The 26,883-nt window shown below is 56.5% G+C and carries 23 protein-coding genes and 4 pseudogenes; 9 read left to right on the top strand and 18 right to left on the bottom strand.

The features are described 5' to 3' along the window. Window positions 1-152: 152 nt before the first annotated feature. The 7 genes from AC1ROI_RS22735 to AC1ROI_RS22705 form a co-directional block, all read right to left on the bottom strand. Complete coding sequence (locus tag AC1ROI_RS22735; RefSeq protein WP_102599555.1) at window positions 153-1,337, bottom strand: type III PLP-dependent enzyme; 1,185 nt, start codon at window positions 1,335-1,337, stop codon at window positions 153-155. After that, window positions 1,334-3,109: an IucA/IucC family protein gene (locus AC1ROI_RS22730; protein ID WP_102599556.1), complete on the bottom strand. Its 1,776-nt coding sequence runs from the start codon at window positions 3,107-3,109 to the stop codon at window positions 1,334-1,336. Before AC1ROI_RS22730 ends, AC1ROI_RS22735 begins: the two co-directional genes overlap by 4 nt. Beyond that, complete coding sequence (locus tag AC1ROI_RS22725) at window positions 3,106-4,248, bottom strand: MFS transporter (protein WP_102599557.1); 1,143 nt, start codon at window positions 4,246-4,248, stop codon at window positions 3,106-3,108. The genes AC1ROI_RS22730 and AC1ROI_RS22725 overlap by 4 nt, the downstream gene beginning before the upstream one ends. Beyond that, window positions 4,233-6,014 carry an IucA/IucC family protein gene (locus AC1ROI_RS22720; protein ID WP_102599558.1) on the bottom strand — a complete coding sequence of 594 codons (1,782 nt, stop codon included), beginning with the start codon at window positions 6,012-6,014 and terminating at the stop codon, window positions 4,233-4,235. Before AC1ROI_RS22720 ends, AC1ROI_RS22725 begins: the two co-directional genes overlap by 16 nt. After that, on the bottom strand, window positions 6,011-7,210 hold the full coding sequence (locus tag AC1ROI_RS22715; RefSeq protein ID WP_102599559.1) for an ATP-grasp domain-containing protein: 1,200 nt from the start codon (window positions 7,208-7,210) through the stop codon (window positions 6,011-6,013). The genes AC1ROI_RS22720 and AC1ROI_RS22715 overlap by 4 nt, the downstream gene beginning before the upstream one ends. 74 nt (window positions 7,211-7,284) lie before the next feature. Beyond that, window positions 7,285-9,393: a TonB-dependent receptor family protein gene (locus AC1ROI_RS22710; protein ID WP_102599560.1), complete on the bottom strand. Its 2,109-nt coding sequence runs from the start codon at window positions 9,391-9,393 to the stop codon at window positions 7,285-7,287. Window positions 9,394-9,414: 21 nt separating this feature from the next. Continuing rightward, window positions 9,415-10,179: an HpcH/HpaI aldolase family protein gene (locus AC1ROI_RS22705; protein WP_207235031.1), complete on the bottom strand. Its 765-nt coding sequence runs from the start codon at window positions 10,177-10,179 to the stop codon at window positions 9,415-9,417. A 373-nt stretch (window positions 10,180-10,552) separates the two neighbouring features. On the opposite strand from AC1ROI_RS22705, the gene AC1ROI_RS22700 reads away from it, so the two are divergent. The 3 genes from AC1ROI_RS22700 to AC1ROI_RS22690 all read left to right on the top strand — a co-directional run bounded on the left by AC1ROI_RS22700 (window position 10,553) and on the right by AC1ROI_RS22690 (window position 11,933). Then, the gene (locus AC1ROI_RS22700; RefSeq protein WP_102599562.1) at window positions 10,553-10,789 is read left to right on the top strand and encodes a hypothetical protein; all 237 of its coding nucleotides are present in this window, start codon (window positions 10,553-10,555) and stop codon (window positions 10,787-10,789) included. A gap of 497 nt (window positions 10,790-11,286) precedes the next feature. Then, window positions 11,287-11,604, top strand: a complete 318-nt coding sequence (locus AC1ROI_RS22695) for a hypothetical protein (protein WP_102599565.1) — start codon at window positions 11,287-11,289, stop codon at window positions 11,602-11,604. Between the two features lie 11 nt (window positions 11,605-11,615). After that, window positions 11,616-11,933 carry a hypothetical protein gene (locus AC1ROI_RS22690; RefSeq protein WP_102599566.1) on the top strand — a complete coding sequence of 106 codons (318 nt, stop codon included), beginning with the start codon at window positions 11,616-11,618 and terminating at the stop codon, window positions 11,931-11,933. 1,010 nt (window positions 11,934-12,943) lie between these two features. Here the strand turns inward: AC1ROI_RS22690 and AC1ROI_RS22685 are convergent. From AC1ROI_RS22685 to AC1ROI_RS22665, 5 genes and pseudogenes are all read right to left on the bottom strand, one after another. Continuing rightward, a pseudogene (locus AC1ROI_RS22685) lies at window positions 12,944-13,685 on the bottom strand (OprD family outer membrane porin); the annotation flags it as partial. A gap of 171 nt (window positions 13,686-13,856) precedes the next feature. Next, window positions 13,857-14,189 (bottom strand): DUF2790 domain-containing protein, encoded by a 333-nt coding sequence (locus AC1ROI_RS22680; protein WP_102599568.1) that lies wholly within the window; start codon window positions 14,187-14,189, stop codon window positions 13,857-13,859. A 190-nt stretch (window positions 14,190-14,379) separates the two neighbouring features. Continuing rightward, window positions 14,380-14,685: pseudogene (locus tag AC1ROI_RS22675) on the bottom strand (efflux RND transporter permease subunit); the annotation flags it as partial. Further along, a complete protein-coding gene (locus tag AC1ROI_RS22670) occupies window positions 14,657-14,815 on the bottom strand; it encodes a hypothetical protein (RefSeq protein WP_173678005.1) in 159 nt (52 codons plus the stop codon). The gene AC1ROI_RS22670 and the pseudogene AC1ROI_RS22675, both read right to left, overlap by 29 nt. Before the next feature lie 304 nt (window positions 14,816-15,119). Beyond that, entirely contained in the window at window positions 15,120-15,422 is a 303-nt protein-coding gene (locus tag AC1ROI_RS22665) for a four-helix bundle copper-binding protein (protein ID WP_102599585.1), read from the bottom strand. Between the two features lie 488 nt (window positions 15,423-15,910). On the opposite strand from AC1ROI_RS22665, the gene AC1ROI_RS22660 reads away from it, so the two are divergent. Together AC1ROI_RS22660 and AC1ROI_RS22655 are read left to right on the top strand one after the other, a co-directional pair. Next, the gene (locus AC1ROI_RS22660; RefSeq protein WP_102599569.1) at window positions 15,911-16,246 is read left to right on the top strand and encodes a DUF2790 domain-containing protein; all 336 of its coding nucleotides are present in this window, start codon (window positions 15,911-15,913) and stop codon (window positions 16,244-16,246) included. 217 nt (window positions 16,247-16,463) lie between these two features. After that, the gene (locus AC1ROI_RS22655) at window positions 16,464-17,789 is read left to right on the top strand and encodes an OprD family porin (RefSeq protein ID WP_102599570.1); all 1,326 of its coding nucleotides are present in this window, start codon (window positions 16,464-16,466) and stop codon (window positions 17,787-17,789) included. A gap of 197 nt (window positions 17,790-17,986) precedes the next feature. On the opposite strand, the gene AC1ROI_RS22650 is transcribed toward AC1ROI_RS22655, so the two are convergent. Then, on the bottom strand, window positions 17,987-18,877 hold the full coding sequence (locus tag AC1ROI_RS22650) for a reverse transcriptase domain-containing protein (protein WP_256580178.1): 891 nt from the start codon (window positions 18,875-18,877) through the stop codon (window positions 17,987-17,989). 334 nt (window positions 18,878-19,211) lie between these two features. Further along, window positions 19,212-20,339: pseudogene (locus AC1ROI_RS22645) on the bottom strand (recombinase family protein); the annotation flags it as partial. A gap of 265 nt (window positions 20,340-20,604) precedes the next feature. Here AC1ROI_RS22645 and AC1ROI_RS22640 point away from each other — a divergent pair. The 3 genes and pseudogenes from AC1ROI_RS22640 (at window position 20,605) to AC1ROI_RS22630 (ending at window position 22,381) form a co-directional block, all read left to right on the top strand. Beyond that, on the top strand, window positions 20,605-21,654 hold the full coding sequence (locus AC1ROI_RS22640) for a group II intron maturase-specific domain-containing protein (RefSeq protein WP_256580175.1): 1,050 nt from the start codon (window positions 20,605-20,607) through the stop codon (window positions 21,652-21,654). A gap of 92 nt (window positions 21,655-21,746) precedes the next feature. After that, window positions 21,747-21,968, top strand: a pseudogene (locus AC1ROI_RS22635) (transposase domain-containing protein); the annotation flags it as partial. A gap of 293 nt (window positions 21,969-22,261) precedes the next feature. Continuing rightward, window positions 22,262-22,381: a transposase gene (locus AC1ROI_RS22630; protein WP_256580176.1), complete on the top strand. Its 120-nt coding sequence runs from the start codon at window positions 22,262-22,264 to the stop codon at window positions 22,379-22,381. Window positions 22,382-22,425: 44 nt separating this feature from the next. Here AC1ROI_RS22630 and AC1ROI_RS22625 read toward each other — a convergent pair whose 3' ends face one another. Then, entirely contained in the window at window positions 22,426-23,754 is a 1,329-nt protein-coding gene (locus AC1ROI_RS22625; RefSeq protein WP_102599571.1) for an OprD family outer membrane porin, read from the bottom strand. Window positions 23,755-24,251: 497 nt separating this feature from the next. Here AC1ROI_RS22625 and AC1ROI_RS22620 point away from each other — a divergent pair, with 497 nt between their 5' ends. Continuing rightward, window positions 24,252-24,548 carry a hypothetical protein gene (locus AC1ROI_RS22620; protein ID WP_102651211.1) on the top strand — a complete coding sequence of 99 codons (297 nt, stop codon included), beginning with the start codon at window positions 24,252-24,254 and terminating at the stop codon, window positions 24,546-24,548. A gap of 63 nt (window positions 24,549-24,611) precedes the next feature. Here AC1ROI_RS22620 and AC1ROI_RS22615 read toward each other — a convergent pair whose 3' ends face one another. The 3 genes from AC1ROI_RS22615 to AC1ROI_RS22605 all read right to left on the bottom strand — a co-directional run bounded on the left by AC1ROI_RS22615 (window position 24,612) and on the right by AC1ROI_RS22605 (window position 26,547). Then, window positions 24,612-25,535: an NAD(P)/FAD-dependent oxidoreductase gene (locus AC1ROI_RS22615; protein ID WP_102599573.1), complete on the bottom strand. Its 924-nt coding sequence runs from the start codon at window positions 25,533-25,535 to the stop codon at window positions 24,612-24,614. A 391-nt stretch (window positions 25,536-25,926) separates the two neighbouring features. Continuing rightward, on the bottom strand, window positions 25,927-26,322 hold the full coding sequence (locus tag AC1ROI_RS22610) for a DUF305 domain-containing protein (protein WP_256580177.1): 396 nt from the start codon (window positions 26,320-26,322) through the stop codon (window positions 25,927-25,929). Window positions 26,323-26,415: 93 nt separating this feature from the next. Next, on the bottom strand, window positions 26,416-26,547 hold the full coding sequence (locus AC1ROI_RS22605; RefSeq protein WP_489261437.1) for a hypothetical protein: 132 nt from the start codon (window positions 26,545-26,547) through the stop codon (window positions 26,416-26,418). Between the last annotated feature and the right edge of the window lie 336 nt (window positions 26,548-26,883).

Raw genomic sequence — 26,883 nt, 5'->3', positions numbered from 1 at the left:
CCCATCGGCAAGTGCCGAAGCCTCATTATGGGACTTCGAAAGGAGTTATCACCACCCACTTCCCATCCGTTGAAAATTCGGTTAAGCAGGATGAAAGCTGTCCGAAGAGTTTGAAGGACACATCGGACAAGCAACCACAGATATGCGTGGAATCAGCCCTCGATAAAAACCTTCAATGGTGGTTCGTGCATCAGGAAGTTCTGGTGCGAGATGTTCCAGGCATAGGCGCCCGCGAGAGTGAATACTAGCAGGTCACCAATCGCTAGCTGCGCCACCGGTTGTTGTCTGGCAAGGACGTCCTTTGGCGTACATAACTGACCCACCAGTGTCACGGACTGATCGCTGATTTGTGCCGGCTGAGTGCCTCGCAGTACGGTGAACGGATGGTCGTGGCCTTGAGCCGCAGGCGTGCGAAAGTGATGGGTACCGCCACGTCCGATGGCAAAAAACTCGCCGTGACTGCTTTTGATGTCCAGCACCTGCATGACGTAGTAACCACAGGCAGCGCTGATGAAGCGGCCGATCTCGAAACGCATGCGCGTCGCGCCCATGTCGTACTCATTGATCAACCCCTGCAGGCCCTGACAAAACCGTGGCCAGTCGAATGACTTGGCCGCGTCCTGATAGTTGATGCCCATCCCTCCGCCGACATTCAGTAGCGGCAGTTGCAGGTCGTGGTCGGCGCACAGCTGGCGGAAGGTCAGGAAGTAGCTGCGAATCAACTCAAGGTGCGCGTCGACATCCAACTGGTGCGACAACAGATGAAAATGCAGTCCCTTGAGCTCTAGGGACGGTTCTTCGCGCAGCAATTGCAGGGCGCTTGCCAGACCTTCTTCATCCAGACCGAACGGCGTGGGTTTGCCACCCATGACCAATCGGCTCTGCGGTGTCTGGGCCAGCTTCAGATTCAGCCGCAGCATCACCGGAGCCCGCACACCGCGTTCGCGGGCGATGCGCGCCAGACTTCGCAGTTCGGTCACGCTCTCCACGTGAAACGCCGAAATCCGGTACTGCAGGGCGATATCCAGTTCGCGATCGAGTTTGCCGGGGCCACCAAAGATCAGCGGCTGGTCGGGGCACTGTTCATGCAGCCACGTCAGCTCGCCGCCGGAGGCAGCCTCGAAACCGTCCACCCACGGCGCCAGGGTTTTCAGCACCAGAGCTTCCGGGTTGGCCTTGGCGGCGTAGAACAATTCGCAGTTTTCGGGCAGTACCTGACGCATTGCCTTTACGTGCCGTTCAAGGGCAGGCAGGTCGTAGACGTAGGCGCACAATGGCGCGTCGTGTTCAGTCTTGAGCTGCTCGATGCGTCGGGTGACGGAGGCAGGAAGGCTCATGCGTGTTTCCTCTTTTCAATCATCGCCAGCGGGCTGGGCAGTAAGGTGTAACCGGCCTCGCGGTCAGCGCGCATCATCAGGCGCGTCATGAAGTTTTCCTTGCTCGGGAAGGGCGCGCCGGCGCACAACTCACGCAGTTCTGTCGGATGGCCCAGACGCGTGGATTGCGCGTGCAGCAGGGCGCCGATTCGGTCCCACAATTGTTGTTCCAGCGCGCCGCTGCCGTTGGCCAGATGGAAGATCGCTTCGCCGAGATTGTTCACCAGTGCGCAGTAGCCCACTCGTTGCCAGGCCTTTTGCGCGCTGTAGTACACCGAGCTGCGGGTACGTTCATCCAGCGCACTCAGGCGTTCAGCGGGCCAGATTTCAGGGACCAGCTTGGTACCTTCCAGATCGCGAATCCAGACCTGACTGGGCAGGCCGTTTTCAGCGAAGCCGATGACCGTGTTCTGCAAATGCGGCTCCAGCGCCACGCCCTGACGGAACAGGCAATACAGCACGCCGCCGAGCATCTGACCGGCGTAGGAGTCCAGCCAGTTCAGCGTGGCTTGCTCAATGGTCAGGCCCGTGTTGTCGGCGTAGCGCTGTACCTGTTGGCGGCAGACACTGCGACCCTGTTGATCCCAGGTGAACAGTGCCATTGCCACTTGTGGCTGGTACCGCTCGCGGTCGACGACGGGAAGGTTTTCCCGGTAAACGATACCGAAACATTCGGTGACTTCGCGGGCCTCCTCCAGCGTACCCAGGGCGCTGAGGTCCAGGCTGGTGGCGCAGGGTTCGGGCATCAACATGAAGCCCGGTTGTTGCGTCGCCAACTCGCTGATGTTCGGGCCGAGCAGGCGAGTGAGGGCGACGGCGCTGTCGAGTTCATACCAAGCGTTCTTGCGCACGCAGTTGGTCAGGCGCACGTGCATCGAGAACTTCATGAAGTAGGCCATCTGCGGATGGTAGAGCGTGCGCACCGACGACGTCGGGTACATGGCCTGACCCAGGGGGCCGAGGTAGGTGATCAAACCCTGTTGCTGCGCCCGTTGCACCAGCGGGTCGGCAAGCACGCGGGCGACTTCCCAGGGGTGGCACGGATAGGCGTCCTCGCGCCCCGACAGTTGGCTCAGCGTGCTGCGCGGATCTTCGCCCTGATGACGAATCAGCGTCGGATCGACCTTGAACCAGTGCAACTGAAAGCGCGCCCCAACTTCCGGCGAGCAAGCCAGCAAATCGTCATGGGAGATACCCTCGCGGCTTTTCGGCGTCGGATGCAGGGCGTGGCCCCACAGCTGATGCTGCTCGGACGCCAGCAGGCTGTCGGCTGTTTCGTTGGCCGGGAATGAATGCCGCAGAAAGGTGCGGGTGATCTGCAGGCTGTTGCCGATCTGTTGCAGCATCTCGCCGACGCGGTCGGCTCCACTCAGCGGGGTACAGAGCAGGCGCGCCAGTTCGTGGGCGTTCAACGGTCGCCAGCTCTGGTTATTGCCTTTGAAGTAGGGGGCGCTGATGTAGTGGCAGCGGCCCAGAAGACTGGCGCGGTCGATGCGTACGACCACGCGGCCACTGGGCAGGCGAATGCTGATGCAACGGCCATTGGCCTGGCGCAGGCTCATCGGCAGATCCTGGGCTTGATAGTTCAGGTTCGCTTCGTTGCGTGGCAATGCGTATTCGCGCAGATAGCAATTGAGCAGGCACTCGATGGCATGTCGCTGGGCTTCGCCATCAAGGGCATGGTCATGCTGGGATACGGTGTTCAACGATACGGTATTGATAGCGAGCGTCATGCCGGAATCTCCCGGGAGGTCATCAATAGAGGGCGCGCGAGTACCATGGCCGCCATGGCCGCCAGGCACGCAACGAGAAAGGGGGACGCAATGCCGAAGGTCTGACTGACCATAGCGGCTGCGACACCAGCGGCGGTACCGGCCCATTTGCCACTGGAGTCGAACCAGCCGAACAGGCGACCGGCGCTGCCTTTTCGGCTGCGCTGGCTCAGGCAGCGGTGCAGCCCGACAAAACTGAGCAGCATGCCGGCTCCGCTGAGCAGACGCAGAATGAACAGGGGTTCGGCCTGCACGCTCCAGAATTGCAACGCGTTACTGATTGCCAGCAGTGCCAGCCCCGGCAATAGCAGGTTGCCCTGATGCTTCTGAACCCAGGGCAGGGCCAGCAGGTAAACCAGATGCGGCAGGCTGTAGAGCACGCCGATCATGGCATCGCTGCCAATTCCCAGTTGCTCGCCGAAGGGCATGAAGTAAGGAAAGGTGACGACCATCGCGAAGCTGAACAGAAACTGCACCGCCATTAGCCGCGGCATGTCTTCCGGCAGGTCGCCCAATGCCTCTGCTTTTTTGCTGTCCAAGACATGCTTGGGGGCGTCCTTGGGCAGCGGCAGGATGAGTACGAAGGCCAGCAGCGGTAACCAGGCCAGATAGCGATACAGGCTCAATCCCATGCCTTGCGCGGTCAGCAGCCCCAACAGGATCGGGCCGCTGATCATCGCCAGGCGCGCCGAATACTGTGTCCAGTTCAGGGCGCGGGACAAATCGCCGCCCTTGAACTGGGTCGACAGGTAGGCGTTGGACGCCGCCATTGCGCCGCCGAAGGTGCCTTGGATGATCAACGCCAGGACGAACACCGTCAGATTAGGGCTGAAGCCTGCCAGCAGAAAACCCGCGAACAGTCCGGCATGCGCCCGCAGTAACGACAAGCGACAACCGTTGCGATCGGCCCAGCGTCCCCAGATCGGCGCCGCCAGTGCGGTGCAAAGCGTCGGCAACACGAACAGCACACCGATGGCCCAGCCTGGTGTGTCAGGTGCGAGGTCGGTGAGGATGCGCGGCAAGTACAACGGAATACCCAGTGCCGTGAAGGCCGACAGGTAATGCCCCAGCAGAACGCTGGTGATCAGACGCCGTTGCATGGAGCATCCTCCAGCAGGAAGTTCGCCGCGCTGTAGCCATAGAACTTGTTGATGTCACTGGCACCGGAATGCGCCTTGCTGAACAGGCTGCCGGCGCTGAGCAGGTATTTCACCGGCAGTTTCGGGCTGTCGAGCAGCCATCGACGCGCGTCGTCACAGTCGATGCCTTCTGCTTCGAGTTGTTGCAGACAGGTCATGAGACGCTGACGCAGCGTGCCGTACAGACCGGATCGAGAGGCCAGGCCTGCGGTCGCTATCGCTTCCAGGATCGCAACAATATTCAGCTGCAAGGTGATGGTGCAGAACATCTCGGCCAACGGTTGGCTGCTGTCGACGCGAATGCGCTCGTCCTGCAAGGCTGTCGGCAGATCAGTGAGATCCGGGCAGGCATGGGTGAAGCGCTGAGGCCACAGGCGAGCGGCGTCGTTGTCCTTCATCAGCAGGCGCAATGGCTGACCTTGTTCGAACATCAAGACGGCGTTCTGCTGGTTGGCCTCCAGCGCGATGCCGTAATGCAGCCACAGTCGCAGATGGACCTGCAGCAGCAGATCGAGATAATCGTCCAGCCAGTGTTGCAACGAACCTGCGTAGAAGCGCTCGGCCAACTGTTCGAAGAAAAGGCGTCCATCGGCAAGCGGGCTGGCCAACGCGGCGACAGGTACGAGTGTGGTGTTCTCAAGACCCGTCGGGTAACGGCGCACGATATAGGCTAGGTGACGACTTTCGGCGGCATGACCACCGTGTTTTTCGTCGACGTGCAGATAACGTGACGCCAGTGCAGGATCGCGCTCGGACAAGGCCAGCAGGGTGGCCTGGAACCAGTGACCGTCGTAGAGGGTGCTGGGTTTGATCAGGCGCAAGTTGCGCGCCCCGAGCGTGCTGACCAACAACGGCAGTTTGATGTGCCACTGAGGGTGATCAATGCAGGCCACCGTGCGCACGGAAAGCGTAGGTTCGACCTGCATGGCCGAACGTGGAGCCTTGAACGTGCCTTCAGGCAGACCGTATTGATCCAGCTCGTCCCAGGTCAGCGGGTGTACTGGCAGTAATGAATGGCTGTTTTGCAAGGTCGGTGACAAGCCGACGTCCTCGAAGTCCGGCCAGTGCAGCGGCTGCGGGCTGGTCAGGGTCAGGGCGTTGTTGGGAATCGCCAGCCAGTTGAGTTCGAAGCGCGGCGCAAACTCCGGCGCGTAGCCTTTGAGCGCGGCGGCATCGAAGCCGCTTTTGGCCCGCGCTGTTGGATAAAACGGGTGATCCAGGTAGCTCGCCAGTTGATCGATCTTCAGCAGCCTCTGCGACCAGTCTTTCAGGGCAGTCACGTCGCTCAGCGAAGGGCCATGCTGGCGATACGCCTGATTGCACAGGGTCCGGTGTTCGGTCGCGCAATCCGCTTCTTTCAGGTACGCCGCGAACAGCGTCAGACTTTCTTCGTCCAGCCCGTGGCTCAGGTGGCCCAGCCAGAGCCCGTAGTCGCGTTGAACCTCGCCGTGGCTTTGCGGCGACACTTTGATCCAGGCGTCGCCTGTACCGATCCAGTCCTGCAACGGATACGCCTTGACCACCGGCAGCCATAGTTCGTCGGCGCCCAGATGGGCGATTCGCAGCCAGCTTGCGTCGGGCTGATGCTGCAAGTGTTGACTCAGTTCTTCTGGCAGCCGACAAATCTGTCCTGTGCTGACGATCCCTCGGATGTCCTCGCGCAGGCAGCAATCGATGATGCGTCGAGTAATGAACGCCTGATCCGCGGCGTCCGGATACAGGCTCATGCCATCACCCACTTCAGGTCGTTCAGAGTCGAATTCAGTTGCGCTTCGAGGCTCACCTCATCCGGCGCGATCAGTCTCAGTACGCCGACGTAGTCCTTGTTGGAATGGCTGATGGTCACGGTGTCGCCGGTGTTGTGAAGTGCGCGGTAATCGCACCAATGGCCCTCACGTTCGACGTTGAAGCTGGCGCTGGCCTGATCCAGACGCCCCGAGCGGTCGACCACAAGGTAATGAACGGTTGCTTCGGCTTGCGCCGGTTGCGCGTCGATCAGGCTGTCTCCCAAATACAAAGCGACGATGCGGTCGAACCAACCCTGTGGCAGCAGCCGATCAAGCAGGAACTCGCGACCATCGCCGATGCTGCGATAGTTGATCTCAACCAGTACCGGGCCTTGGGCGGTCAGAATGAACTCGCTGTGGCAAACCCCGAAATTGACCCCGAACGCGGCCACTTGAGCCAGCGCGCCGGCGCGCTGCGCGCGGCTGAGTTGTCCATTCCAGCGTGCGGCGAGTTCTACGAAATGCGGCGGTGCTGAAAGGGTGACGTCGAAGCCACCGATGGCTTGCAGGTTGCGCCCGTCGCCCAGTGTCTCGAGGGTGAATAAAGGACCTTCCATGTACGCCTCCAGCAACAACGCCCGGTCCGGTTGCTGCTGCCAGAACTGTTTGCAGTAAACGGCCAGATCGGCGGCGTTGTGACACAGTCTGACGTCCAGGCTGGCGACGCCTTCACGAGGCTTGGCGACCACCGGCCATGGCGCATCGGTCGGCAGTTTGGAATTCGATGTAATCACCTGGAACCATGGGCCGGGCAAGCCGAGACGTTGCATGCGCTCGCGCATGGCCGCCTTGTTCTTTGCCGCATAGCACAGTCGCCAGTCCTTGCCGGGGCATTCGAATATCTCGGCCACCATTGCTGTCGCGGTCTGCAGGTGATCGCTGTTGGAGAACACTGCGGCGGGGCGCAAACCCTGGCTGTTGAGTGTCTCGACGACGGCTAGCGGATTGAACACATCACATTCGATAACGTGCAGCTCATCCGGCGAAATGTGCGAGGTGGCGAGCAGGCGCCGGTGGTCCTGAGCGTGGTCGGTGATCACCACGATCGGCAACCCGCGTTTGTGCGCGGCAGGCAGGAAACCCTCAAGAATGGCAGGGTGGGCGACGTGGGCAAGAATGACGAATGGGCGTTGCATGGCAGTTTCCTGGGGGCAGCAGTTGCCCGTCCCGGAGGATCGGGCACTGGTTTACAAGTGCGCAAGTGCGCGGTTTAGAAGCGGTAGTTGACGCCTAGGGTGAGCGAGCGCTCTGGCGCGGGTTGACGACCCCACGGGCTGGTGTCGATACCGCGGAAGTAGTATTCGCGGTTGAACAGGTTGCTGATGCCCGCGGACGCGGTCAGGACGCTTTTGTCTGCCAGCTCGAACTCACGCTCAATGGCGGTGTTCCAGACCCAGTAAGCAGGCAGTTTGCCCACACTGGCTGTGGCATCTTCATCGCTGGAGTTGGCGGCATCGGTGTAAGCGCTGCTGACATACAGGCCGTCAAGGTTGTAGGTCCAGTGCTCGGCAAAACGGTAACGACCGTCAACCGTGAACTGATTGCGCGAGGAGTACGGCACTTCGTTGCCCTTGAATGTGCCGTTGCGTTGCTTGGCATCGAGGTACGCATAGCTGGCGTGCAGGTCCAGATCAGGTAGAGCTTGCGGCGTCCAGAAAATCTCGCTCTCGAAACCTTGGTGACGTGTGCTGCCAAGGTTATTGAAGCGGTCAGTCGTGGCGTTGTAGCTGATTTGGTCGTCGAAATCGATGCGGTACAAGTTGAAGTCGACGCGCATGCCGTCCCATGGCGTATAGCGCACGCCGGTCTCGTAGTTCCACGCCAGTTCGGCGCCGACATCGCCTTCCTTGACGATCTGCGTGACTTGCGGTGGACGCAGGGACTTCTGGGCGTTGGCGTAGACAAACCAGGCGTCGGTCGCCTGGTAACCCACCGTCAGGCCCGGCAGCCATTCTTCGGATTTGTTCTCGCGCGAGAACCCGGTGATGCCGTCTGCGTAATCCATGCGGGCGTTTTCGTAGCGCACGCCGGGGGTGATGGTCAGGCGATGATCGAGCAGACTGATGGCGTTGCTGAGGTAGAACGCGCGGGCGTCGTCATCGAACTTCCAGTCCCGGAACGGCGTCGTCACGCCGGTAGCGACGCGCTGGCGGTTGACCTTGTAGTCGATGTCTTCGCTGACATAACGGGCGCCCAGCAACCAGGTCTGGCCAACCGTGTCGCCATCGATGGTGGCACTGATGCGCGGCTCCGTGCCCCAGACTTTAAAGTCGCGTGGGCCGTCCTGTTTGGTCACCGCCGTACCGTCCGGAGTGAACGGCAGGCCGACTACGAAGTTGCGGTAGCTGTCGTGGGCGAAGTTGGTCCAGCTGTATTCTACTGAGTCGAACGGCCCCATGGCGCCCAGGCGCTGGGTGTAGGTGCCCCACACGCGATTGGTGTCGCCCTCGAAGCGGTCCAGCGGACGCGTCGATTGCCGTGGATCATCCTTGTAATCCTGCACGCTGAGTGCTCCGGCCAGGTCCATATCGGCCTTGTAGTGCTGGATACCGAAGCTCAGATCGCGATCGTCGTCGATGTTCCACTGGCCGCGCAGACGGTAGTTCTGCACATCGGTCTCGGAGTGCTCGCGCCCGTATTCGCCACCCAGGGTATTGAGGTCCAGTTGCAGGCCGAAGTTGTCGGTCAGGTAGCCGCCGGTGCCCACATAGTTGTCCCACAACTGGCGCCCGCCAGCATTGAACGTCAACTTCTCCTGCAGAGTGGTTTCCCACTCGCGCGGAATCGGCTTGCTGATGAAGTTGATCACCCCGCCAACGTTGTTCGGACCGTATTGCACCGCTGCGCCCCCACGCACGACATCAATACGGTCTACAGTGGCCATGGTCACTGGAAACAGCGACAGACCCGTCTGGCCGTACGGCGCCAGTGCTAGTGGAATGCCATCCGACAACGCTTGAATCCGGCCGCTACGACTCTCGTACAGCCCGCGTACCGATATCTGTGGCAAGGCGCCGGTGCCGGTTTCGTCAAAGATCTTGATGCCCGGTACCCGTTGCAGCGCGTCGTCCACACCGCGGACGCTGGCTTTTTTCAGTTCGCTGGAGTCGACAACGCTGCGACTGCCGGCATAGGTACGCACCTCCTGATCGCTGGCCGTCCCGAGAACGTCACCCTGAATCATCATGGGTGCCAGTTCCATGTCACTGGCAGGTCTGGTGGACAAATCGACGGGTTGATCGGCGGCCATGGCACCGTGACAGATGCCCAAAGTGATAAGACTGAGTGAAAAATGTAGGGATTTTGTTGTTGTTTTCATGTGGACTACGTTGGCTCATTTTTACTGTTGGAGAGAATGCAGGCGGGCTTTCAATGCGTTATGCAGCAAGCCCCGGTCTTCACCGGCCAGAAAGCTTTGGACCCCGCGAGCGCGCCACAGCGTGTTCTGTTCAGCAGTGCGGGGGTTTGCGCAGAATGGTATTGCGGCGCTGAGGCAGGCATCGGCCATGTTTTGCAGCGTTTGCCAGACTTGGGGATTGAGAGGGTCGGGTCCCAGACCGAGATCGAGCGACAGATCCAGTGCGCCTTCCATGATCATGCCGACGCCCGGCAGTTGCAGGATTTCGCCGAGAGCGTCGACCCCGGCGCGGCTTTCGATCATGGGAACAATCGGCGTCTGACGATTGGCCAGATCAATGTATTCGGGTAAGGGCAGGCGACCGAATCCGGTAATACGGCCACCGGTTATTCCGCGTTTCCCCAAGGGGGGAAAGAACGCCGCTTCAATGGCGAGCTGAACTTGCGCAGCACTTTCGGCGCGTGAAAGGACAATGGCTTCGATGCCGGCATCCAGTGCCCGACCGATCAGTTTTTCGTCCACTTGAGGTATGCGCAGCCAAGGCGAAATGCCAGCGGCCTCACACGCGCGGACACAATGCATGATGTCTTCTTCGGAGCGCAGTAAGTGCTCAAGATCGAGAATCACGAAGTCGTAGCCCGCAAACGCGAGCATTTCGCAGAGCATCGGTGAAGGTAGAGAATTGAGCAAGCCGTAGACGTTGTTCCCTGCTTGTAACCGGGAAAACACCGGAGAGGTTCGTATCACTGACGCATATCCTTCAGGGTGGATGCGCGCTAATAATAATCATTCACAATCATAAGTAAACATTTTTAGTCGCCGATTCGTGATATTCGTGATGGTCCTCATAAAAATCCCGTTCTTGCTGTAATGCTGTTCACTGATTCGCCCCGGATTCCCGCCACGATTCACCCGATGGCATATGAGGGGGCTGGGGCGATTTCTGAGTTTTGTAAACACCTCGCCGAATCTCGAGTATTAATTTCCACTTTTTAGAAACCTTGACTCTCCAAGGGCCTTATTTTCGCTGTCTAACAAGGTTTGTTTACATAATTTGGTCGGCATAAATGCAGTACCAGGGCGCGGTTTTCGCGTCCGCTGACTCAGGAGTCGAACAGGGATGAGCGATGAGGATTTGAAGAAGTTGAAGCGGCAAATGATCGCCCAGGTCAAACATCAGACGCGTTGGACACGCAGGGTACCGATGTTGATTGGTGCTTTCGGAGCGGTGTTAGCTTTGCTCGGCCTTTGGCATTCTTCAGGCACGCTGATCACTCTTGGCGCTGTAGTGGGTGTTGCTGGTTTCGGCGCGCAAGCGGTTCTTTGGTACGGCCTTCATGATGAGGAAAAGCTATGAAAAACGTAGGGATTACTTGTTTAGCGGTGCTCGCCTCCATGGTGTTTTTTAGCCTTTTTTGGGCTCCGTGGGTTGAGATAGTCACTCAGTCGTCGACTGATCTTGCAGCCGTGAAGGTTTGGATCTGGCTGGCTGGATTGATAGCGTCTGGAGCGGCAACGGCATATTTGACTTGGCCACCGTATGAAGCCCAAGAAACCACCTCAATGGCATGCGCCGCGAATTAACGGAAACGAGCATGACAAAAGTACAGGCTAAAGCACTCAAAATTTGGGGCGTTATTCTTTGGACCGCACTATGGTGCTGGGTCTACGGGGTCGGTCACGGCGAGCCGCTGGAGCTGCTGCCAGAGGTAAGCGTAAACCTCCTGTTGTTTTGTTTGGCAGGATGGTCTTGGCCTTGGGGGGTAGCAGGTCTCTGGCGAATGACTCAGGAGCGCCAGAAGCAACGGGTAATCAAAGCCCGAGTACAAGCGCGTTCGTAGGGGAAAGAACCATATGCGTACACAGTTGAGCGAAGAAGCGATAACACTTCTTCAGTTCGGAAACTCGGTGAACAAACGGCTCGATGAACACCGTGAGCTGATCGAGTCAATTGAAGGATCAACGTCGCTTTTCTACGATAAACCTTGGCATGTCACGCACATGGCCGCTCAGGACGATTACCTGATGCGGATATTCAACATGGTTCATGGTTGCTGGCCGGACGAGCCAAACCTCCAAAAGCGGCTGATGACCGGCCAGCCAGTGAGGTCGCGTCCTAGCATCCTCGGCATGTGTTGTTTGCCCGAGTACGAGTCGCAAACCATCTATTAACGGAAATGCACATGCAGATGATGGCAAACGAATATCGCGCAGGACCTCAGGCCCCCGCTGTGCTGACAAGCGGTGAAACCGTATCGGTAGGGACAGTGTTGAAAGCTGAAATTGACATGGCTTACATCGTTAGCACCGTCTTGGCCGATGGCAAGAAAATCGCTTTCGACATGCGCGAGCTTCCAGAACTGGCGGATACTTTTGTAGGGGTTAGCCGTTCCAGGCACGCACGTTTATCAGCTTTGGCGAACCGCGTTGCTTTGCGATTTTCAGCCACGGACGACTTTCACAGACGCGTTGCTGCTATCGGCAACGAACTGGCCTACTGATCAAAAAAATCACCATGACAAACGGTCGAAGCTATCTGCAAAAAGTTGCATTTACTTCGTAAGCCGACACCACGCCTCATAACTGACGACCGATGCCCCTGATATGGCTCAGATTGGGCTGCTACCGCCAGGCCGAATGGGTAGCCTCGACGATGAAGATTCGACGAGGCCGCCGTCATGATTACTAAAAAAACTATCGCAACCGGGTTGGGCATTGCTGCGCTATTGGCGCTTGGGTTTGCTGCGACAATCAGCACCGGAATGATGGCCGGGACAATACCGGCTGCACTCTATGGGCAGAACGGTAGTGGCCCAGGTTGTCTTACTAACCTTGGTCAAGCAGCCGAGCAATGGGCGGAGTTGTCGCGAGCCCAGCTCCACTCCGAGCCATTACTGATAGATGGGACCTCGGGCGGTTACTGCTTTAACCCGCCGACAAAATCCGGCCATCTCTGACGGGCAGCCCCCTGTCGCGCTGAGCATTCTGCTTATGTCCGCTCAGCCTCCCCTCTTGGCCTGCCCATGGCATAAAGAATCTTCTGAACCCCCAGTCTGCTTTCTAGTACAGCGAGTACTCTCCTGAGAGCACGTGGGGCACCCTAACCACCCGCCGCCCACTCGAGGACTTTGAGCGTGTGGAGAAATTCCAGTCTCTTCAGGCCGGCCAATACTGGCGAGCCACTTCGGCGATCCCGCAAAAGGGCATCACCCTCGATTCAGTTCTGCTGCTGCAATCGATTAAGTGGGTCGATGACACCGCGCACACCATTGTCATGCGAGCGCACCCGTCAAAATTTGGTACTCGCGAGGAAATTGAAATCCCGCAGCCCGATGGCTCAACTCGGTCAACCTATGTGAGCCATGGCACCCATGAATTCTTGCTGAAAGACTTCCTGCTCCAGTTCGAGTACGAACCAGACGCCGATCGAATTCGTGCCGAGGAAACCGCCCGCATACACAGCTCGATGCAGCAGCTGCAATCAGAACTGATGGAAGCGCAATCCAACCCGGGTATGAGCACCGAACTGTACCCCCGACCTTACCGCTCCAGATGTTGTTATCGAAGCTACCCAACTGTTGTTTCCCTTCATCGACGGCGTTGTAGTAGTTGAGTCCACCGATCAGGGCGACATCATCTGAGAGCAGATAGCTCAACGTGGTGCCGGCGTAGTACTGATTCCAGGTATCCTTGAGTCGGCTTGTATAGAGACTGATGCCGACGTTGTCGTTGACCGTATAATCGCTGCCAAAATAAGCGATCTAGGGGGAGTCGACGGTGCCTGCGTAGAACGTAGTGAGGCCATCGCGCATGCTGCTGAAATTGGGCTCGCTCATTGAATGGAGGCGGCCACCCTGAAGGGCCAAGCCATCGATACTGGTGTTGGCCATAGTGATACCGCAAAAGCTTTCAGGCAGGAGCCGCCACTACCGGATTGCCCGTCGCCAGAGTCGAGTTCGGGCCCAGCATCGCAAAGGCGTCGCCCCCAAAGCCCACAGCGCCCTCGGTGAAGATAGACACAAATCCTCCTATGATCCCATGAGGCCATGAGGCCATTCTTCCGAGTAGCCGTTGCCTGTGCGGCTCGCCTGCCCTTTGCGGAAATCGCGATTGAAGTAGAGATTGCGGTTCAAAATGGTGAGGCCGCAGCCCTCGACGAAACCTTTTGGTTTCTCTTCAGTAGCCATTGTGACCTGTCCGGCACTGACTCTGAGAGCAATCAGTGATAGACCCAACAGGGCTTCACTATTCATGTAACGCTCCTATGTTTTCTGGCAGTGTGATCTCTGTCAAGTTTCTTGTAGTAATTGCCATAGTGCGCAGGGCATCGTCCGTGTGCTCACACCATATTCACACACGCCAAATAACGGCAGAGTGACTTTAAGTTACTTTTCAGTCAGCGTTCTGTAAGTTCAATCTGAAGTTCAGTTTTGATTCCGACAAGCTGTCCCCATTACGCGATACTCAAGAATCTGCAGATTGCCGTTGGAGTCCTCATAGGTCATTTGGGCCGGCATAACCTCGCAGCTGGAACCGGTAGAGGTTATATGCACGAGCTTGGCGATGTCCAGCTTCATGCCGTACCGATAGTGGGTTACCTCGGGCGGGTTCTTGTCGCGGGATACAGCGTACTCCTGCATCGCCTTTTCGTTGTCCTGAATCATGCGACCATAGACACGGTCGCCGCCGCCTTCGGCCATTACCAAGGACGAGGCGGAAATAACCGAAACTGCCAGTACTGCTTTTAAGATACTCACGTTCAATTCCTCCGCTCACTTGATAAAAGTATAAACGTGCGAACCTGTCATTAAAATGAAGCGAAAATTACATTTTCGTAATTGCAGGGTGTAAGAAGCTTTTCTTAATAGCTGTAGATAAGAATTAAGTGCCGAAATGACTGGGCAACCCGTGCTCATCGCCAAGTTACCCGGGTTCCTGGCAGTCCAGTTACCTTTCTGTGCCGGACGCTGATTTCCTCCCTTTGCGTCGCAGCAACCAATAGGCCGCCGGCAACACCAGCATCGACAACAGTGGAGCGGTGATCATCCCTCCCACCATCGGTGCGGCGATCCGCTTCATCACTTTGGAACCCGCACCGCTGCCCCAGAGAATCGGCTGCAGGCCGGCAATGATCACCACTGTCATGGCCTTGGGTCGAACACGCTGCACGGCGCCTTCACGAATCGCGGCGACCAGGCCGCGCTCAGCACAGTCGCCAGCATCTTCATGTTCGGACCAGGCGCTCTTCAGGTATGGGGCTGGTGAGGGTTAGGATCGGCTGAATCTTACCGCTGCGTTCCACCTGGGCAATCAGCGCCGCCGGCATCCCGATCTCCAGTTTGGCCGCCTGGACGGTCAGCGAAGGGGCATTATCTTCGGCCAACCATAAGGCTTCATTGAGTGTCAGGGGCGGTGGTTGGGCAATGCCTGCACGGTTACCGCCAGGGCAGCCACGACGGGCCAGCCTGTGCAATAGCGTTTGGGGTGTATGTTCACGATTGCTGCGATGATCCACTGCGCAGCGCTCTAGCGCATGCAGGCAAGCCATCCAGGCGGTGCGGGATGAAACTCAGTGTGGTACAGGAATCAAACGCGCGGCGGTCGCCATACCCCGGAAAGGGCTTGAACGGGAAGGAAATCGCTGGAGAAGGAAACCGCGATGGGGCTGGACTGCGTGACGGGAGGCTTCACGATCGACACTGGCACCATGTATCACCGACCTGTTCGCAGCTCTTGGCACAGGCCTCACAGATCTCGGCGCAAACCCCGCAAACGTGGTGGTGGAAGGTGGAGCCACTCAATAAGAAGTCAGCCGACGTCTGACAGATTTCGGCGCAATTGATCATCAGCCGAAAATGTTCGGCCTCAAAGTGTTTGCCCCCTACCGCAAGGCAATGGGTCATCGCTGTATTCAGGCAAATTTTGTGGCAGTGGCTACTCGCCTCAACACAAGGCAGCAGGTGTTGGTGAGTGCTCCTTTGAGGGGTCATCGGGGTGTTGGTCATAGCTATGTTCTCCATCGCATCCAAGGAAAGACAACGCTAGCAGTGGTACTGGGAGCAGCGGCATTCGACAGTTTCTATTAAAAACAGCTGATCATTTTGGACTGAACGCGGATGAGGATACTGCAGACAAACACCACGCGTAATGCGCGCAAAATGCTGTTTCATAGCATTCAAGTTAGTGCATGCCCAATGGCTCACATTTCACCCTAGACCACGCTCGGCGGACAGGCGATAGAAATTAACATTACATTTCTGTCAGCTTCTAGTCGATTAGCATTTCGTCGCGCATGGGTATTTAACACCATCCGAAGCCTATTGGCTGACGAAGCGTTAACCACAATAGGTGCACCGCTCGGAATGCCATTAACAGAGCAAAGATCATACCTGACAGATTAGTAATGTTAGCGGCAGCCTTCTGACAGGTATCGCGGACTACTATTTGACTATAAATTAGTTAGAGCACGGAGAAAATCATGAAAATATTGAATGCAGGCATCGCTATTGCAATAGCGGCAGCTTCTTCCGCGGCCTTGGCTGAAGGCGGAGGGGATCGGGTCTACGGTCGGATGTTGCAAAAGAATCAGCAAGCAATGGAGCAATATGCCAGCAAAAACGGTAAAGCCGTGCCTGAAATTGTCCACTATAAGTATGGGTTGGACCTCGATATCGCAAAAGTGGTTAGCGTGACTCCAACAGCCGCTAAGTATTGTGGGTTGGTCCCTTCGCGTATGACCTACGAAGACTCGAGTGGCAAGCTCAACACTATCGAATACCAAGTGTTGGGAAGCAACTGCCCTCATGGCGGTTGATCGCTTACCAGCCAAACACAGGAACGCGTAAAAAAACTCACTGAAAATTCAACAACTCCTTACTTTTCACTGACAAAAAAGTAATTTTCAGGTCATGCTACAGTTATGTTCCATGTGGAATTATCGACGACGGCACGCAGGGTAAATTACCTGCACTCCCATAATCATAAAAATATTTCACATAGAAACTCTGCCAAGCTATAGCCTGGAGTGCTACATGAATAATAAAAGCTTTTATGGGCTTTCCTTCATTGCCCTTGGCATGAGTATGGGGCAGGTTGCAGTGGCCGTTGAGCAAAAACCAGAGGGGTTCATTGAGGGGAGCAGCTTTAACATTCTCAACCGCAATCTCTACTTCAATCGCGACTTTCGCAACGGTCAGTCCAGTCGAACTGGAAACGGTTACTCCGAAGAGTGGGCTCACGGAATTATCGGACGTTTTGAGTCAGGCTTCACCCAGGGCACTGTGGGCTTCGGCATTGATGCATTCGCAATGCAAGGGATCAAGCTTGACTCGGGTGATGGCCGTTCTGGAGCCGGTGGCACAGTAGACATCATGCCCTACAACAGCAAAGGTCAACCTGAGGATACCTACTCAAAAGTCGGTGGAGCAGCCAAGCTTCGCTTGCTAGATACGGTCATCAAGGTTGGGAACGTATTTCCTTCCACGCCTGTTGTGGCGTATGGGGACTCACGACTGCTGCCTGAGAGCTTTCGTGGCGCCACGTTTGCCAATACCAGCATTGAAGGCCTGACCTTGCAGGGTGGTCGCCTGCATGCGATGAGCCAACCGAACTCAAGCAGCATGCGCGACGGTTTTGCTACGTTCTATGCAGGATCTGTAGACGCGCCTTGGATCGCTTACCTGGGTGGCGATTACGCCGTCAACAAAAATGTCGGTGTGAGTCTCTATACCAGCCGCTTCAAAGATGTGTGGAACCAGTACTATGCAGGCACTACGTTAAGCTACCCACTTTCCGAGAATGTCGCGCTAATTGGTGGCCTGAACTACTACCGAGCAGTCGACGAGGGGAAGAAACTGCTGGGCAGCTTCGATAACAACATCTGGAGCGGTAAGACCGGTGTCCAGTTTGGCGCCCACACCCTGAGCGTTGGCTACCAGCGCAGCAATGGGGATGACGATTTTGATTACCTGCGCCAATCTGATTCGATTTTCCTGGATAACTCTATCCAATACAGCGATTTCAACTCCCCGAAAGAGCAATCCTTGCAGCTACGCTATGACTTGAATATGCAGCCCTTTGGCATTCCTGGCCTGAGCTTCATGACTCGTTACGCAAAGGGCTGGGATGCTGACTACTCGAATGCGAACAGCGTCTATATGCGCCGAGGAGCTGATGGCGCCCCACTGCAGGACCAGAAGCGTTGGGAGCGTGACATCGAAGCCAAGTACATCATTCAAACCGGCTCTCTGAAAGACATGTCCTTCCGTGTGCGCCAAGCGACGACTCGGGCTACCGCCTTCGAATCTGATTTGAATGAAGTTCGTCTGATTGTAGAGTACCCGCTGCAAATTCTCTAAATCGAGCAGTAGCAAGCTCGCTCACAGGTACACCCCGTCTCCTTGTTATTCCTTTGGTGGGAGGCGGCTTAGGCGCCCTTGTGGCGCCTTTTTTTATTTGCTGATCAAGGCCTCACACGAATTTTTAGCACGCATGCTCGGTCGCGGTAGGGATGGCAGTTACCTGCCACCCCCCGCACAGATCCGTACGTGCGGAACTACCGCATACGGCTCCTGCCTCGGGTGTGTGACGCGAAGCGATCCTCAGGGTAAGGATGTGCATTTCTGGGTCTAGGTATGTAGAGGTCAGCAAGGCGTCCGTAGCGTGACCATTGAAGCCGATTACGCTGGCTGCGACGTTTGAGGGCTTGCCGCCATAGGCGACATACCGCCGAACGAAAACCACCAAGACGTATCAGGTTTCCCGGCACCGCGTGGTAATTGAAGTAGCCCCTGACCACCCGAGTAAGCCATTGCCCTTGAGCCCGGATGGGCTCATGACGTCGGCGCTTCAGCTCATCCCGAATAGCCAGCAGCGTCGCACGCATTCGCTTCTTGCCCGTCAGTCGCAGTATTTGAAAGCCACCGCTTCTGTTGGTACTACAACAGTGCGTGAAGCCCAGGAAGTCAAATGTCTCCGGTTTACCTAAGCCTCGCTTCCTACGATTTCTCGCAGCAAAACGACCAAACTCAATCAGTCGTGTTTTCGAGGCATTGAGGGACAATCCGAACTTGGCTAAGCGCTCCTGCAACTGCACCAGAAACTGCTGAGCTTGCCATTGCGTCCTGAAACCCACCACGCTGTCGTCCGCGTAGCGCACAACAATCACATCGCCATGGGCATGCCGCTGGCGCCATTGCCTTGCCCATAGATCCAGCACGTAGTGAAGATAGATATTCGCCAGCAATGGCGATATTACGCCGCGTACGTTCTTGCATACTTTTCTCTCCGATGCCTGAGCCAGTCGACGTCTCGCTGGCGTTGAACCCGGGATCCGGATCAACCCGAAACACCACCAAAATCTCGTCCTTGTGAATTTCGACGCGTTTGACCAGGCCGCGGATGATCTCGCGTTTTGTGACGAAATCCAGTGTTCCCAATCGGTCATGGACAGCCGCGGCAAACTCTTCGAGACGATTAATGACGAGAAACAACTCGCGCTGACCCACCTGATGACGCCGTGAGTCCTGAATCTGCTGATCAAGCTGTTCCAGGCGGCGCTTCAAGTTCCGCATCTTCGGATCAAAGTCCATTTTGTCGATCATACCCTCGGCATAACTATCGATGAGCCGCGACTTGCCTTTATCCAGCTGCAGTCGTTGTCGTTCCAGCGCTGCGGTATCAGGATTTGTTTGTTCTTTTTCTTCGAGGACACCCAGCCGACGTTCATATTCATTCTTTAGCCTTCCAGGGTGCGCGAGCAGTTCAACAACCTGCTGCCAGACCAGTTCATCGAGACGATCCGTTCGTATTTGCTGATTGTCACAGACGCGTTCGCCACCAAAGCGGTAGGCATCGGTTCCAATGCAACGATAATAGGCATAGTCCCGGCGTTGGCCTTTGGCCGCTGCCTTGCTGACCTTTTTACCGTAATAGGCGTAGTGACAATGGCCGCAAACGGTCAAGCCCTGAAGCAGGTAGACCGCACCATGACGGCGCTGACGTGCTTTGCGATTCTCGGCAAGCTGCTCTTGAACAGACTGAAACAATCCTTCGCTGACGATTGCCGGTACGGATATTTCGACCCACTGACCTGGATCCGTACGTACGGTTGAATACCCCTTCCTGGGCACCTCGGCACTGTGGCGTTGTGCGCGTATCCGAGGTAAACGATCACGCGTCTGTGTTTTGCCAAAAGCAGCTCGTCCCATGTAGGCTGGATTTTGCAATATCCCCCACACGGTACTGCGATCCCAGTAAGGTTTACCTGAGGCGGTTAAGGTGCCTGTTGCCCCAAGGCGCCGTACCACTTCGCCGATGCTCAGTCGCTCCATCCCAATCCACTGAAATATGGCTCTGACCGTCGCCGCTTGTGGCAATTCGATGACGTACTGTGCGGGTGCTCCATCAAGTTGCTTACGAATGTAGCGATAACCGTAGGGCGCAGTCGAAAGCACATTGATGCTGCCGCGTTTGGCCGCATGAAGCTTGCCGCGACGATTGCGCTCCATGATTTTGGCACGTTCATATTCCGCGATCATGCCCTGCATTTGCAGCAGCAACGACTCCTCCGGCGTGACGCCAATGGCATGATTGAGAAACACAACCTGCACGCCACACGCCAATAGCTCTTCCATCAGCAATGCCTGATGAGCATATTTTCGCGACAGCCGGTCTGGGGACAGGACATAGAGACGTTCCACCAGACCAAGTGCAGCGCGGTCTCTGAGCCGTTCCAATTGTGGGCGAATCAGCGTCGCACCGCTGACGCCTGCGTCGACAAAGCGCATGTCCTCAACCACGTGGGCCCCATCGGCCAAGATCCGCTCTGTCAACGCGGCAATCTGGCTTTCAATCGTGCCGCGTTTAGCCTGTTGGTCAGAGGACACGCGGGCGTAGAGCGCCACCATCACAGTCTGGCTCATTGCTCACCTCGCTTGGCAGCACGATGCTTTGTCACAGAGGGCTGCGATGGCGACAATTCTGAGGAAGCCCGCGATTCTGTCGGCTTAAGCTACTCGTAGGCCCTCTCGAGCTGTTCACAAGAGAACCGATTTGGCTCAAAAGCCAGACGAATATGCCAGATACGCGACTTTCGACTCATGACTGAAGTCTCCCATCAGTGGGGGTAATGCCCTCAATGACGAGAACAATCTCGACGTCGGGGCATCCTGCATGCCTTGGGGCGAAACTGTCCCTGGCAATGCGCAGCCCCCATTTTATCCGAGAGTTTGCTCTGTTGTTGCCGGCGTTATATCCCCGGTGTTGGCGAACATGACGCTGGATGGGCTGGAAGCGATGCTGGCGAAGAGATTTCCCAACGCGAAGTGGACAGCCCGAAAAATGCGCGTGGTGCGTTATGCAGACGACTTCATCATCACTGGCTGTTCGAAAGAGTGGCTGGAGAATGAAGTCAGGCCCGCCGTGGTTGAATTTCTGGCAGAGCGTGGACTTGTTCTCTCTCCGGAAAAAACCAAGATAACGCACATAGGGGACGGGTTCGACTTCCTCGGATGGAACCTGCGCAAGTACAACGGCAAGCTCCTGATCAAGCCGTCCAAGGCGAACATCGGGGCTCTCCTTGCCAAGCTGCGAGAGTTGATCAAGACCAACAAAACGATACGACAGGCTAACTTGATAGGTTTGCTCAACCCGGTTTTACGGGGCTGGGCGAACTATCACAGTCATGTCGTCGCCAAGAAGGTCTTCAACCAGGTGGACAGCGCAGTGTGGGAAATGCTCTGGCGATGGGCGGTACGTCGCCACCCTCGCAAGACACGCCGATGGGTGAAGGATCGGTATTTCAAAGTACAAGGGGCGCGCAGTTGGGTGTTCTCGTGTACTGAAAAATCCGCCGATGGTCGGAAGCGTCAGTACACGCTAGTAGACGCCTCAGACACACCGATTGTGCGACATATTAAGATTAAGGCCGCTGCCAACCCTCACGACCCCACATGGGATGAGTACTTCGAATCCCGCTGGGGCAAGAGGATGCTCACTTCCGTAAAAGGTCGAGCCAAGTTGTATCGGATATGGATGCAACAGGGCGGTAGGTGCTGCGCCTGCTTCAAGCCGGTGACCAAAGACACACCGTGGCACAGTCGCCATGTTGTGAAGCTAGGTCATGGCGGTACGGACGCAGCCGCTAATCTTGAGATCTACCACCTGCGCTGCCCGAGGGATGTGCAATTTGCCTATGCCGATGATGTGCCACCGGGTGCCTAAAGGCGCCTTAGCAGAGGCTTGAGCCGTGTGCTGGGAAACTCGCATGCACGGTTCTTAGGGGGTTGGACGCGGGTAACCGCGTCTGACTACCCGACAACCAGATCAGGCCGTGGGCACTTGGACGCTCGAACTGGTTGTTTGCTGGATCGCTTCGCAGCGGCAAACGGGCAGCGGCGATTATGAGTTTGATCCAGTCGGCACGTATGAATGGGCACGATCCGTATGCCTATCTCAAAGATGTGCTGACGCGGCTGCCGACGCAGCGGGCGAGTGAGATCGACCAACTGCTGCCGCATCAATGGGTATCTGCCTGAGTCATGCAAGGTGACTTCGGCGGACGCTTACGGGGTACCTACCGAGAAGCACGTCAGCGTGCACGCCAAGCGCAGCTGCCAGACGCCACTCAGAGTGGCATTGAGTGGAAGGCCCAACTCATTGTCACCTTTAGCGGGGCCTGTACGTCGATCGCCTGCAGTCGCCAGTTAGCGATCGCTTAGCTGAGAGGCGACTGATTGATGAAATCGTAGGGGATTAGGCCCGCCGCGGAGGGCAGTTGGCGCCAGTAAGAGCCTTCTATCGCGCCGATTGCCCGCTTTAAAATCGACCCGTGGGGATAATAGATTCGTTCACCGCTGCTATAAAGGTCATCAAGCGGATGGCGTACGGTTACCGGGATAGCGAATTCTTTTTCATGAAGATCAAGAACGTCTTTCCCGGTAATCCGTGAACCTTTAAATAGGCCTCGTCGATCGAGGCCTTTTTTACGCTCGACTACAGGAAGCTATACGTGTAGTTGAAGATCAGGCGAGTCTGGTCCTGGTCGGCGATGCTTTCGCCGCTACCACGGTAAGCTCCGTGACGCACGGTAGCGCCGAAGCCTTTGAGCACGCCGTCCTGGAATAAGTAGTCAACACGCATGTCGCGTTCCCACTCGGAGTAGTCGCCGTTGCCGCTCTTGTTCTTGATGTCGTCGCCGCTCAGGTACGAAATCGACGCCTTCAGGCCAGGCGCCCCGAGGCGGGCAAAATCATAAGAGTACTGACCGAAGGTGGTGTTCTCGCCGGCGCGGGCGAACTGGTTAACCATGCTGTCGGTGAACAGATAGAAACTGGAACCACCGGCGCCTTCGAGACTGCCATTGCTGCCCCGAACGCTGCCCTGGTTCAACCAGACGAAACCTCCGTCGTCGCCGACTTGCTGGTGGCCGAGCAGGAATGCATGACCACCCAGGGTGTAAGTGAACATGGCGCTCCACGTCTTGTTGTCGACCTCGTTCGCGTTCTTGGCAAAACCACCGTTATTGTCGAAGAAATAACCGGTCTGGCCGTTTTTGCCGTCGGAGCGGCTGTCGAAGTAGCGTAAGTCAGTCTTGAAGGACTGCTCGGTACTAATCGGCAGGACGTGCACCAGGCCCAAGAAGTTCTGCGTATAGTAGTTTTCCAGGTTCGAGTAGTAGTACTGCAGCGTCAGGTCTTTGGTAACTTTCCAGTCAGCACCGCCGAAACGGAACTGGTTGCTGTCCTGGATTCCGCCAGACACCGCTAGGCCGGTACGGTTGCTCGAAGCTCGGCCGTAGGCATGCTCTAACTGACCGGCAGTGAAGGTCAGGTTGTCGATTTCCTTGGACGTGACGATGCCACCATCAAAGGTCTGCGGTAGCAGACGACTGTCGTTCGCGACAAGGATTGGCAGGTTTGGCGCCAGTGCGCTACCGAGGCGGCCTTCAGTCTTGGAGATACGCGCCTTGAAGTTACCGCCGATGCGGCTCCACTCGTCTACCGCAGAGCCATCGCTGTCACTTGGAAAGAAAGTGTTGTTAGCGTCGGGACGATGGCCACGACCGCCATCCAGATGGATGCCCCAAAGCGCTTGAGCGTCGAAACCGATACCGATGGTACCCGGGGTGAAGCCAGAGGCGTAATCGAGCTTGAAGCCTTGGGCTGACTCGCGCTGGTCGTCGCCGCCTTCACGGTTGTCGGCATTGTAATACATGGTCCGGGAACTGATCGAGGCCTTGCTGTCTTCGATAAAACCGGCAGCGCCGGCTTGCTGAGCCAATACCCCAACGGCCACGGCAAGCGCCAATCTGGACTTGTACATGTTTTGCTCCTCTGGTTTTCTAATTCTTGTGTTCATAATCTGAGAGCCTATCGACCCCTGACCACGGATGCGCTCTAACTACTAGAGCATGAACACCAAGTCAAACAAAATTGGCCACTTCAAGAGTTTGCTCTTGCGCGCAGGCTTACTGAACGTAGATTAATGACATTTTCATAAATGGCCGGCCGCGAAGACTGAGTGCAACACCTCACCCTCCGTAAGGTGCCGCCATGTCTTTTACAGAGCTCAGCATCGAAGATGCGCGCCACGATCCTGGTAGGGCAATATCAGGATCTTAGTTGTAACGGCTTGCATTAGAAAACGGCCGGACTCGCAATCTCAAATTAACTGCGCCTGACGATGCGCTCGGGCTCACATTTGCTGCGAGTGAGCTTGCATTCACTCGCGCCGGCTTGCATTCCATCACGATGGGCTCACGCCTTCTGCAAGTGACATCAATGGCGCAGACCGTCTAACAAACCAGGGCTTATTGGACGATGCTCACCCGCCGCTTATGGTGTTCGGCGAGCAATAACCTGCCTACCATGGTGCGCCGCCGCAACCAGTCGCTCATTGATCATGATCAACTACTTGGCATTGAGCGCTTCGGAAAAGTAGTTTTTGCTCACGACAAGACGAAGCGAAACAGCTTAGCCGACTTGGCGGGAAACGTCAGTTTGAGCACAGCTCAGCTTGCCGCCTGTCAGGCTCAGTTCGGCGGTATTGCCCGACGACGCTTCGCTCACCACTCTAAAGTCGCTGCTCAGTCCGAGCCGCATCTCACCAGCACGTAATGTCGTGGGCAGTAGTCGCTATCGCGATATGGCCGAAGCAGACCGTCCTTGGATATTAACTTTTCAGCGATAGTTGTCCTTGAGGACATTGTGTATTGCGGTCGCCGCAGTCGCCGCATGGGCGACTCCAATACTCATCTGATTGAGCGCGTTGACTACATCGCCCGCCGCGTACAACCCCAGGACTGACGTGCGCTGGTCGGTGTCCACCACCAACTCGCCATTGCTGTCAAAAGTTACGCCGAGGCTTTTAGCCAACTCGGTCCGTGCGTTGCAGCCAAGCATCGGGTATAGGGTGTCGAAAATGAGTTCGCCGCCTTTAGCTAAGCGTATCGCCACACGATGCCCTTCGATCTTGCGGATTTGCGCGATTGGATCCTCGACGAGCCGGATGCCTGCCCGTGCAAGTTTGAGACGTTCGTCGTTGTCTAGTTCTCTGCTGCCCGGTTGCACAATTAGTGTGAGCTGGCGGGTGTAGGTACGGAGAAATAGCGCATGCCTGAAACCTTCCTTGGCGGAGGCGAGAAGAGCAATGTCCTGGTCGATGACATCGTATCCGTCGCAAATCGGGCACCAACGCACATCGCCACCGAGAGTGGCCTCACGTAGATCGGGTATCTCGGGAGGCTTATCAATAACGCCGGTGGCAAGAAGCACAGTCGACGCCACAACGTGGTCATCATCGATGTCGGCGATGAAGTCGTCTCCTCGCTTTGATAGTGCTTGCACAGTGGCTCGTCGGACATAAATATTGTAGCGCTCTGCCTGATTGCGTAGTCGTGCCAACAACTCGGCGCCCGAAACACCTTGAGGAAAACCGGGATAGTTGTGCGTGATCGGGATCAGCTCTGCACGGCTCTGGCCGGCATCGACCAATAGAACCTGGCGGCGATAGCGCGCTAAATAGATAGCCGCCGTCAGCCCGGCAGGGCCTGCACCGACGATAAGGCAATCCACCATATGATAATGAGCCTGCCTGCTTGTCATCTGTCTCTCCAGGTTTTGCCAATGCTGTCAGACACCAGAGTCATTACGTAGTGAACTGAGAGCTTCCAATTCTGCGCGGATCCGGCGGCCATATCCAGCGTTGCAGCGGGGGCACTAATCCGCGGATTAAAGAGTGCCGCGGTCAGGGCAATACCGGCCATCATGCAGTCATCGAAATTAGCCCGGACAGAACGCTTTGCCCCACGTTCTGGTCAAGTAATGCCTCTACAGCTCCCAAGCAATTGGGCTTCTCCAGGCATAGTAACCGAGCATCGTCTCAGGCTCAGATCAGTGCCTCTGCGTGCAGACCTTTGACCTAGCTCGAATGGCTCTGGAAATCCATGGACCAAGCGGAACTTAGTTTTCGTCCAGTACCGGTTCAAGGTGATGGTCATGGTTTTTTATTTGTTTTAATCCACTGATCGAAGACGGCGATTTCCTTTTCCTGTGCGGCAATTATGTCCTTGGCCATACGTAGCATCTCTGGATTTTTTCCGTTTTTGAGTTCGGCTTGCGCCATCTTGACTGCCATCTGGTGATGCATGCGCATGTTGGCCGCGAAGTCATAATCCACATCGCCGGTTTTGGACATGCCACCCATTTTTTTCATGCCGTCCATCTTCGAGTGATCCATCTGCTCGGAAGGCATCGGCATCGATTCGCTTTTCACGGGTTCTGCGGCACTGGTCCACGTCGGCGCTGTTACCATGACCGCGACAGCCATCGCTACCGCCCTCATCGACAAAGTGAACCGGCTAGAGCTGTTGTGCTTGATATGCTGTGACATGTGAATCTCCTGTTAGAGGGCGGAAGATTGGCATATACATACCATTGCCCCCGCGCACGTAAATCGCTACTTCTGTACCTGCATGGGGCTAGACTAACCTTCGCCACCAGCCATTTGGCGGCAGCTCTCTGCGCATTCGCGACAGGCCTTGACGCAATCTTCCATATCACCGACCTGTTCGCAGCTCCTGGCATAGGCCTCACACTCGGCGCAAACTCCGCACACGTGGTGGTGAAAACGGAACCGCTCAACAAAAAATTAGCCGACGCCTGATAGATTCGGCGCAGTTGATCATTAGGCGAAAATGTTCGGCTTCAAGGTGTTTGCCCCTGGCCTCAAGGCTACTAAGCATAATGCGGGCAAAATGCCATTTCATCGTTTTCAAGTTAATTATGCTCAAGGGCGCACATTTCACCCTAGACCACGCCCAGCGGACAGTCGACTGAAATTAAGATTACATTTCTGTCAGCTTCTAGTTTGTTAGGGAAACTCTGAAAAAGACTTCCAAATCTGGTGAGATACGGCTGTCCCACGAACTGAACGGTTGAGCCCCGATGAAGC

This window comes from Pseudomonas sp. GW823-FHT02C02, assembly GCF_058797635.1.
Note: the sequence above shows the minus strand (reverse complement) of the source record. Positions and strands in the feature narration are given on the sequence as shown.

Excerpts from the sequence above, each read along its gene's own strand:
- AC1ROI_RS22730 (WP_102599556.1), bottom strand. The coding sequence starts at position 3,109 with ATGACGCTCGCTATCAATACCGTATCGTTGAACACCGTATCCCAGCAT.
- AC1ROI_RS22610 (WP_256580177.1), bottom strand. The coding sequence starts at position 26,322 with ATGTCACAGCATATCAAGCACAACAGCTCTAGCCGGTTCACTTTGTCG.
- AC1ROI_RS22725 (WP_102599557.1), bottom strand. The coding sequence starts at position 4,248 with ATGCAACGGCGTCTGATCACCAGCGTTCTGCTGGGGCATTACCTGTCG.
- AC1ROI_RS22710 (WP_102599560.1), bottom strand. The coding sequence starts at position 9,393 with ATGAAAACAACAACAAAATCCCTACATTTTTCACTCAGTCTTATCACT.
- AC1ROI_RS22690 (WP_102599566.1), top strand. The coding sequence starts at position 11,616 with ATGCAGATGATGGCAAACGAATATCGCGCAGGACCTCAGGCCCCCGCT.
- AC1ROI_RS22700 (WP_102599562.1), top strand. The coding sequence starts at position 10,553 with ATGAGCGATGAGGATTTGAAGAAGTTGAAGCGGCAAATGATCGCCCAG.
- AC1ROI_RS22660 (WP_102599569.1), top strand. The coding sequence starts at position 15,911 with ATGAAAATATTGAATGCAGGCATCGCTATTGCAATAGCGGCAGCTTCT.
- AC1ROI_RS22615 (WP_102599573.1), bottom strand. The coding sequence starts at position 25,535 with ATGACAAGCAGGCAGGCTCATTATCATATGGTGGATTGCCTTATCGTC.
- AC1ROI_RS22695 (WP_102599565.1), top strand. The coding sequence starts at position 11,287 with ATGCGTACACAGTTGAGCGAAGAAGCGATAACACTTCTTCAGTTCGGA.
- AC1ROI_RS22720 (WP_102599558.1), bottom strand. The coding sequence starts at position 6,014 with ATGAGCCTGTATCCGGACGCCGCGGATCAGGCGTTCATTACTCGACGC.
- AC1ROI_RS22655 (WP_102599570.1), top strand. The coding sequence starts at position 16,464 with ATGAATAATAAAAGCTTTTATGGGCTTTCCTTCATTGCCCTTGGCATG.
- AC1ROI_RS22620 (WP_102651211.1), top strand. The coding sequence starts at position 24,252 with ATGCTCACCCGCCGCTTATGGTGTTCGGCGAGCAATAACCTGCCTACC.
- AC1ROI_RS22625 (WP_102599571.1), bottom strand. The coding sequence starts at position 23,754 with ATGTACAAGTCCAGATTGGCGCTTGCCGTGGCCGTTGGGGTATTGGCT.
- AC1ROI_RS22640 (WP_256580175.1), top strand. The coding sequence starts at position 20,605 with ATGCCTTGGGGCGAAACTGTCCCTGGCAATGCGCAGCCCCCATTTTAT.
- AC1ROI_RS22715 (WP_102599559.1), bottom strand. The coding sequence starts at position 7,210 with ATGCAACGCCCATTCGTCATTCTTGCCCACGTCGCCCACCCTGCCATT.
- AC1ROI_RS22650 (WP_256580178.1), bottom strand. The coding sequence starts at position 18,877 with ATGACCGATTGGGAACACTGGATTTCGTCACAAAACGCGAGATCATCC.
- AC1ROI_RS22735 (WP_102599555.1), bottom strand. The coding sequence starts at position 1,337 with ATGAGCCTTCCTGCCTCCGTCACCCGACGCATCGAGCAGCTCAAGACT.
- AC1ROI_RS22665 (WP_102599585.1), bottom strand. The coding sequence starts at position 15,422 with ATGACCCCTCAAAGGAGCACTCACCAACACCTGCTGCCTTGTGTTGAG.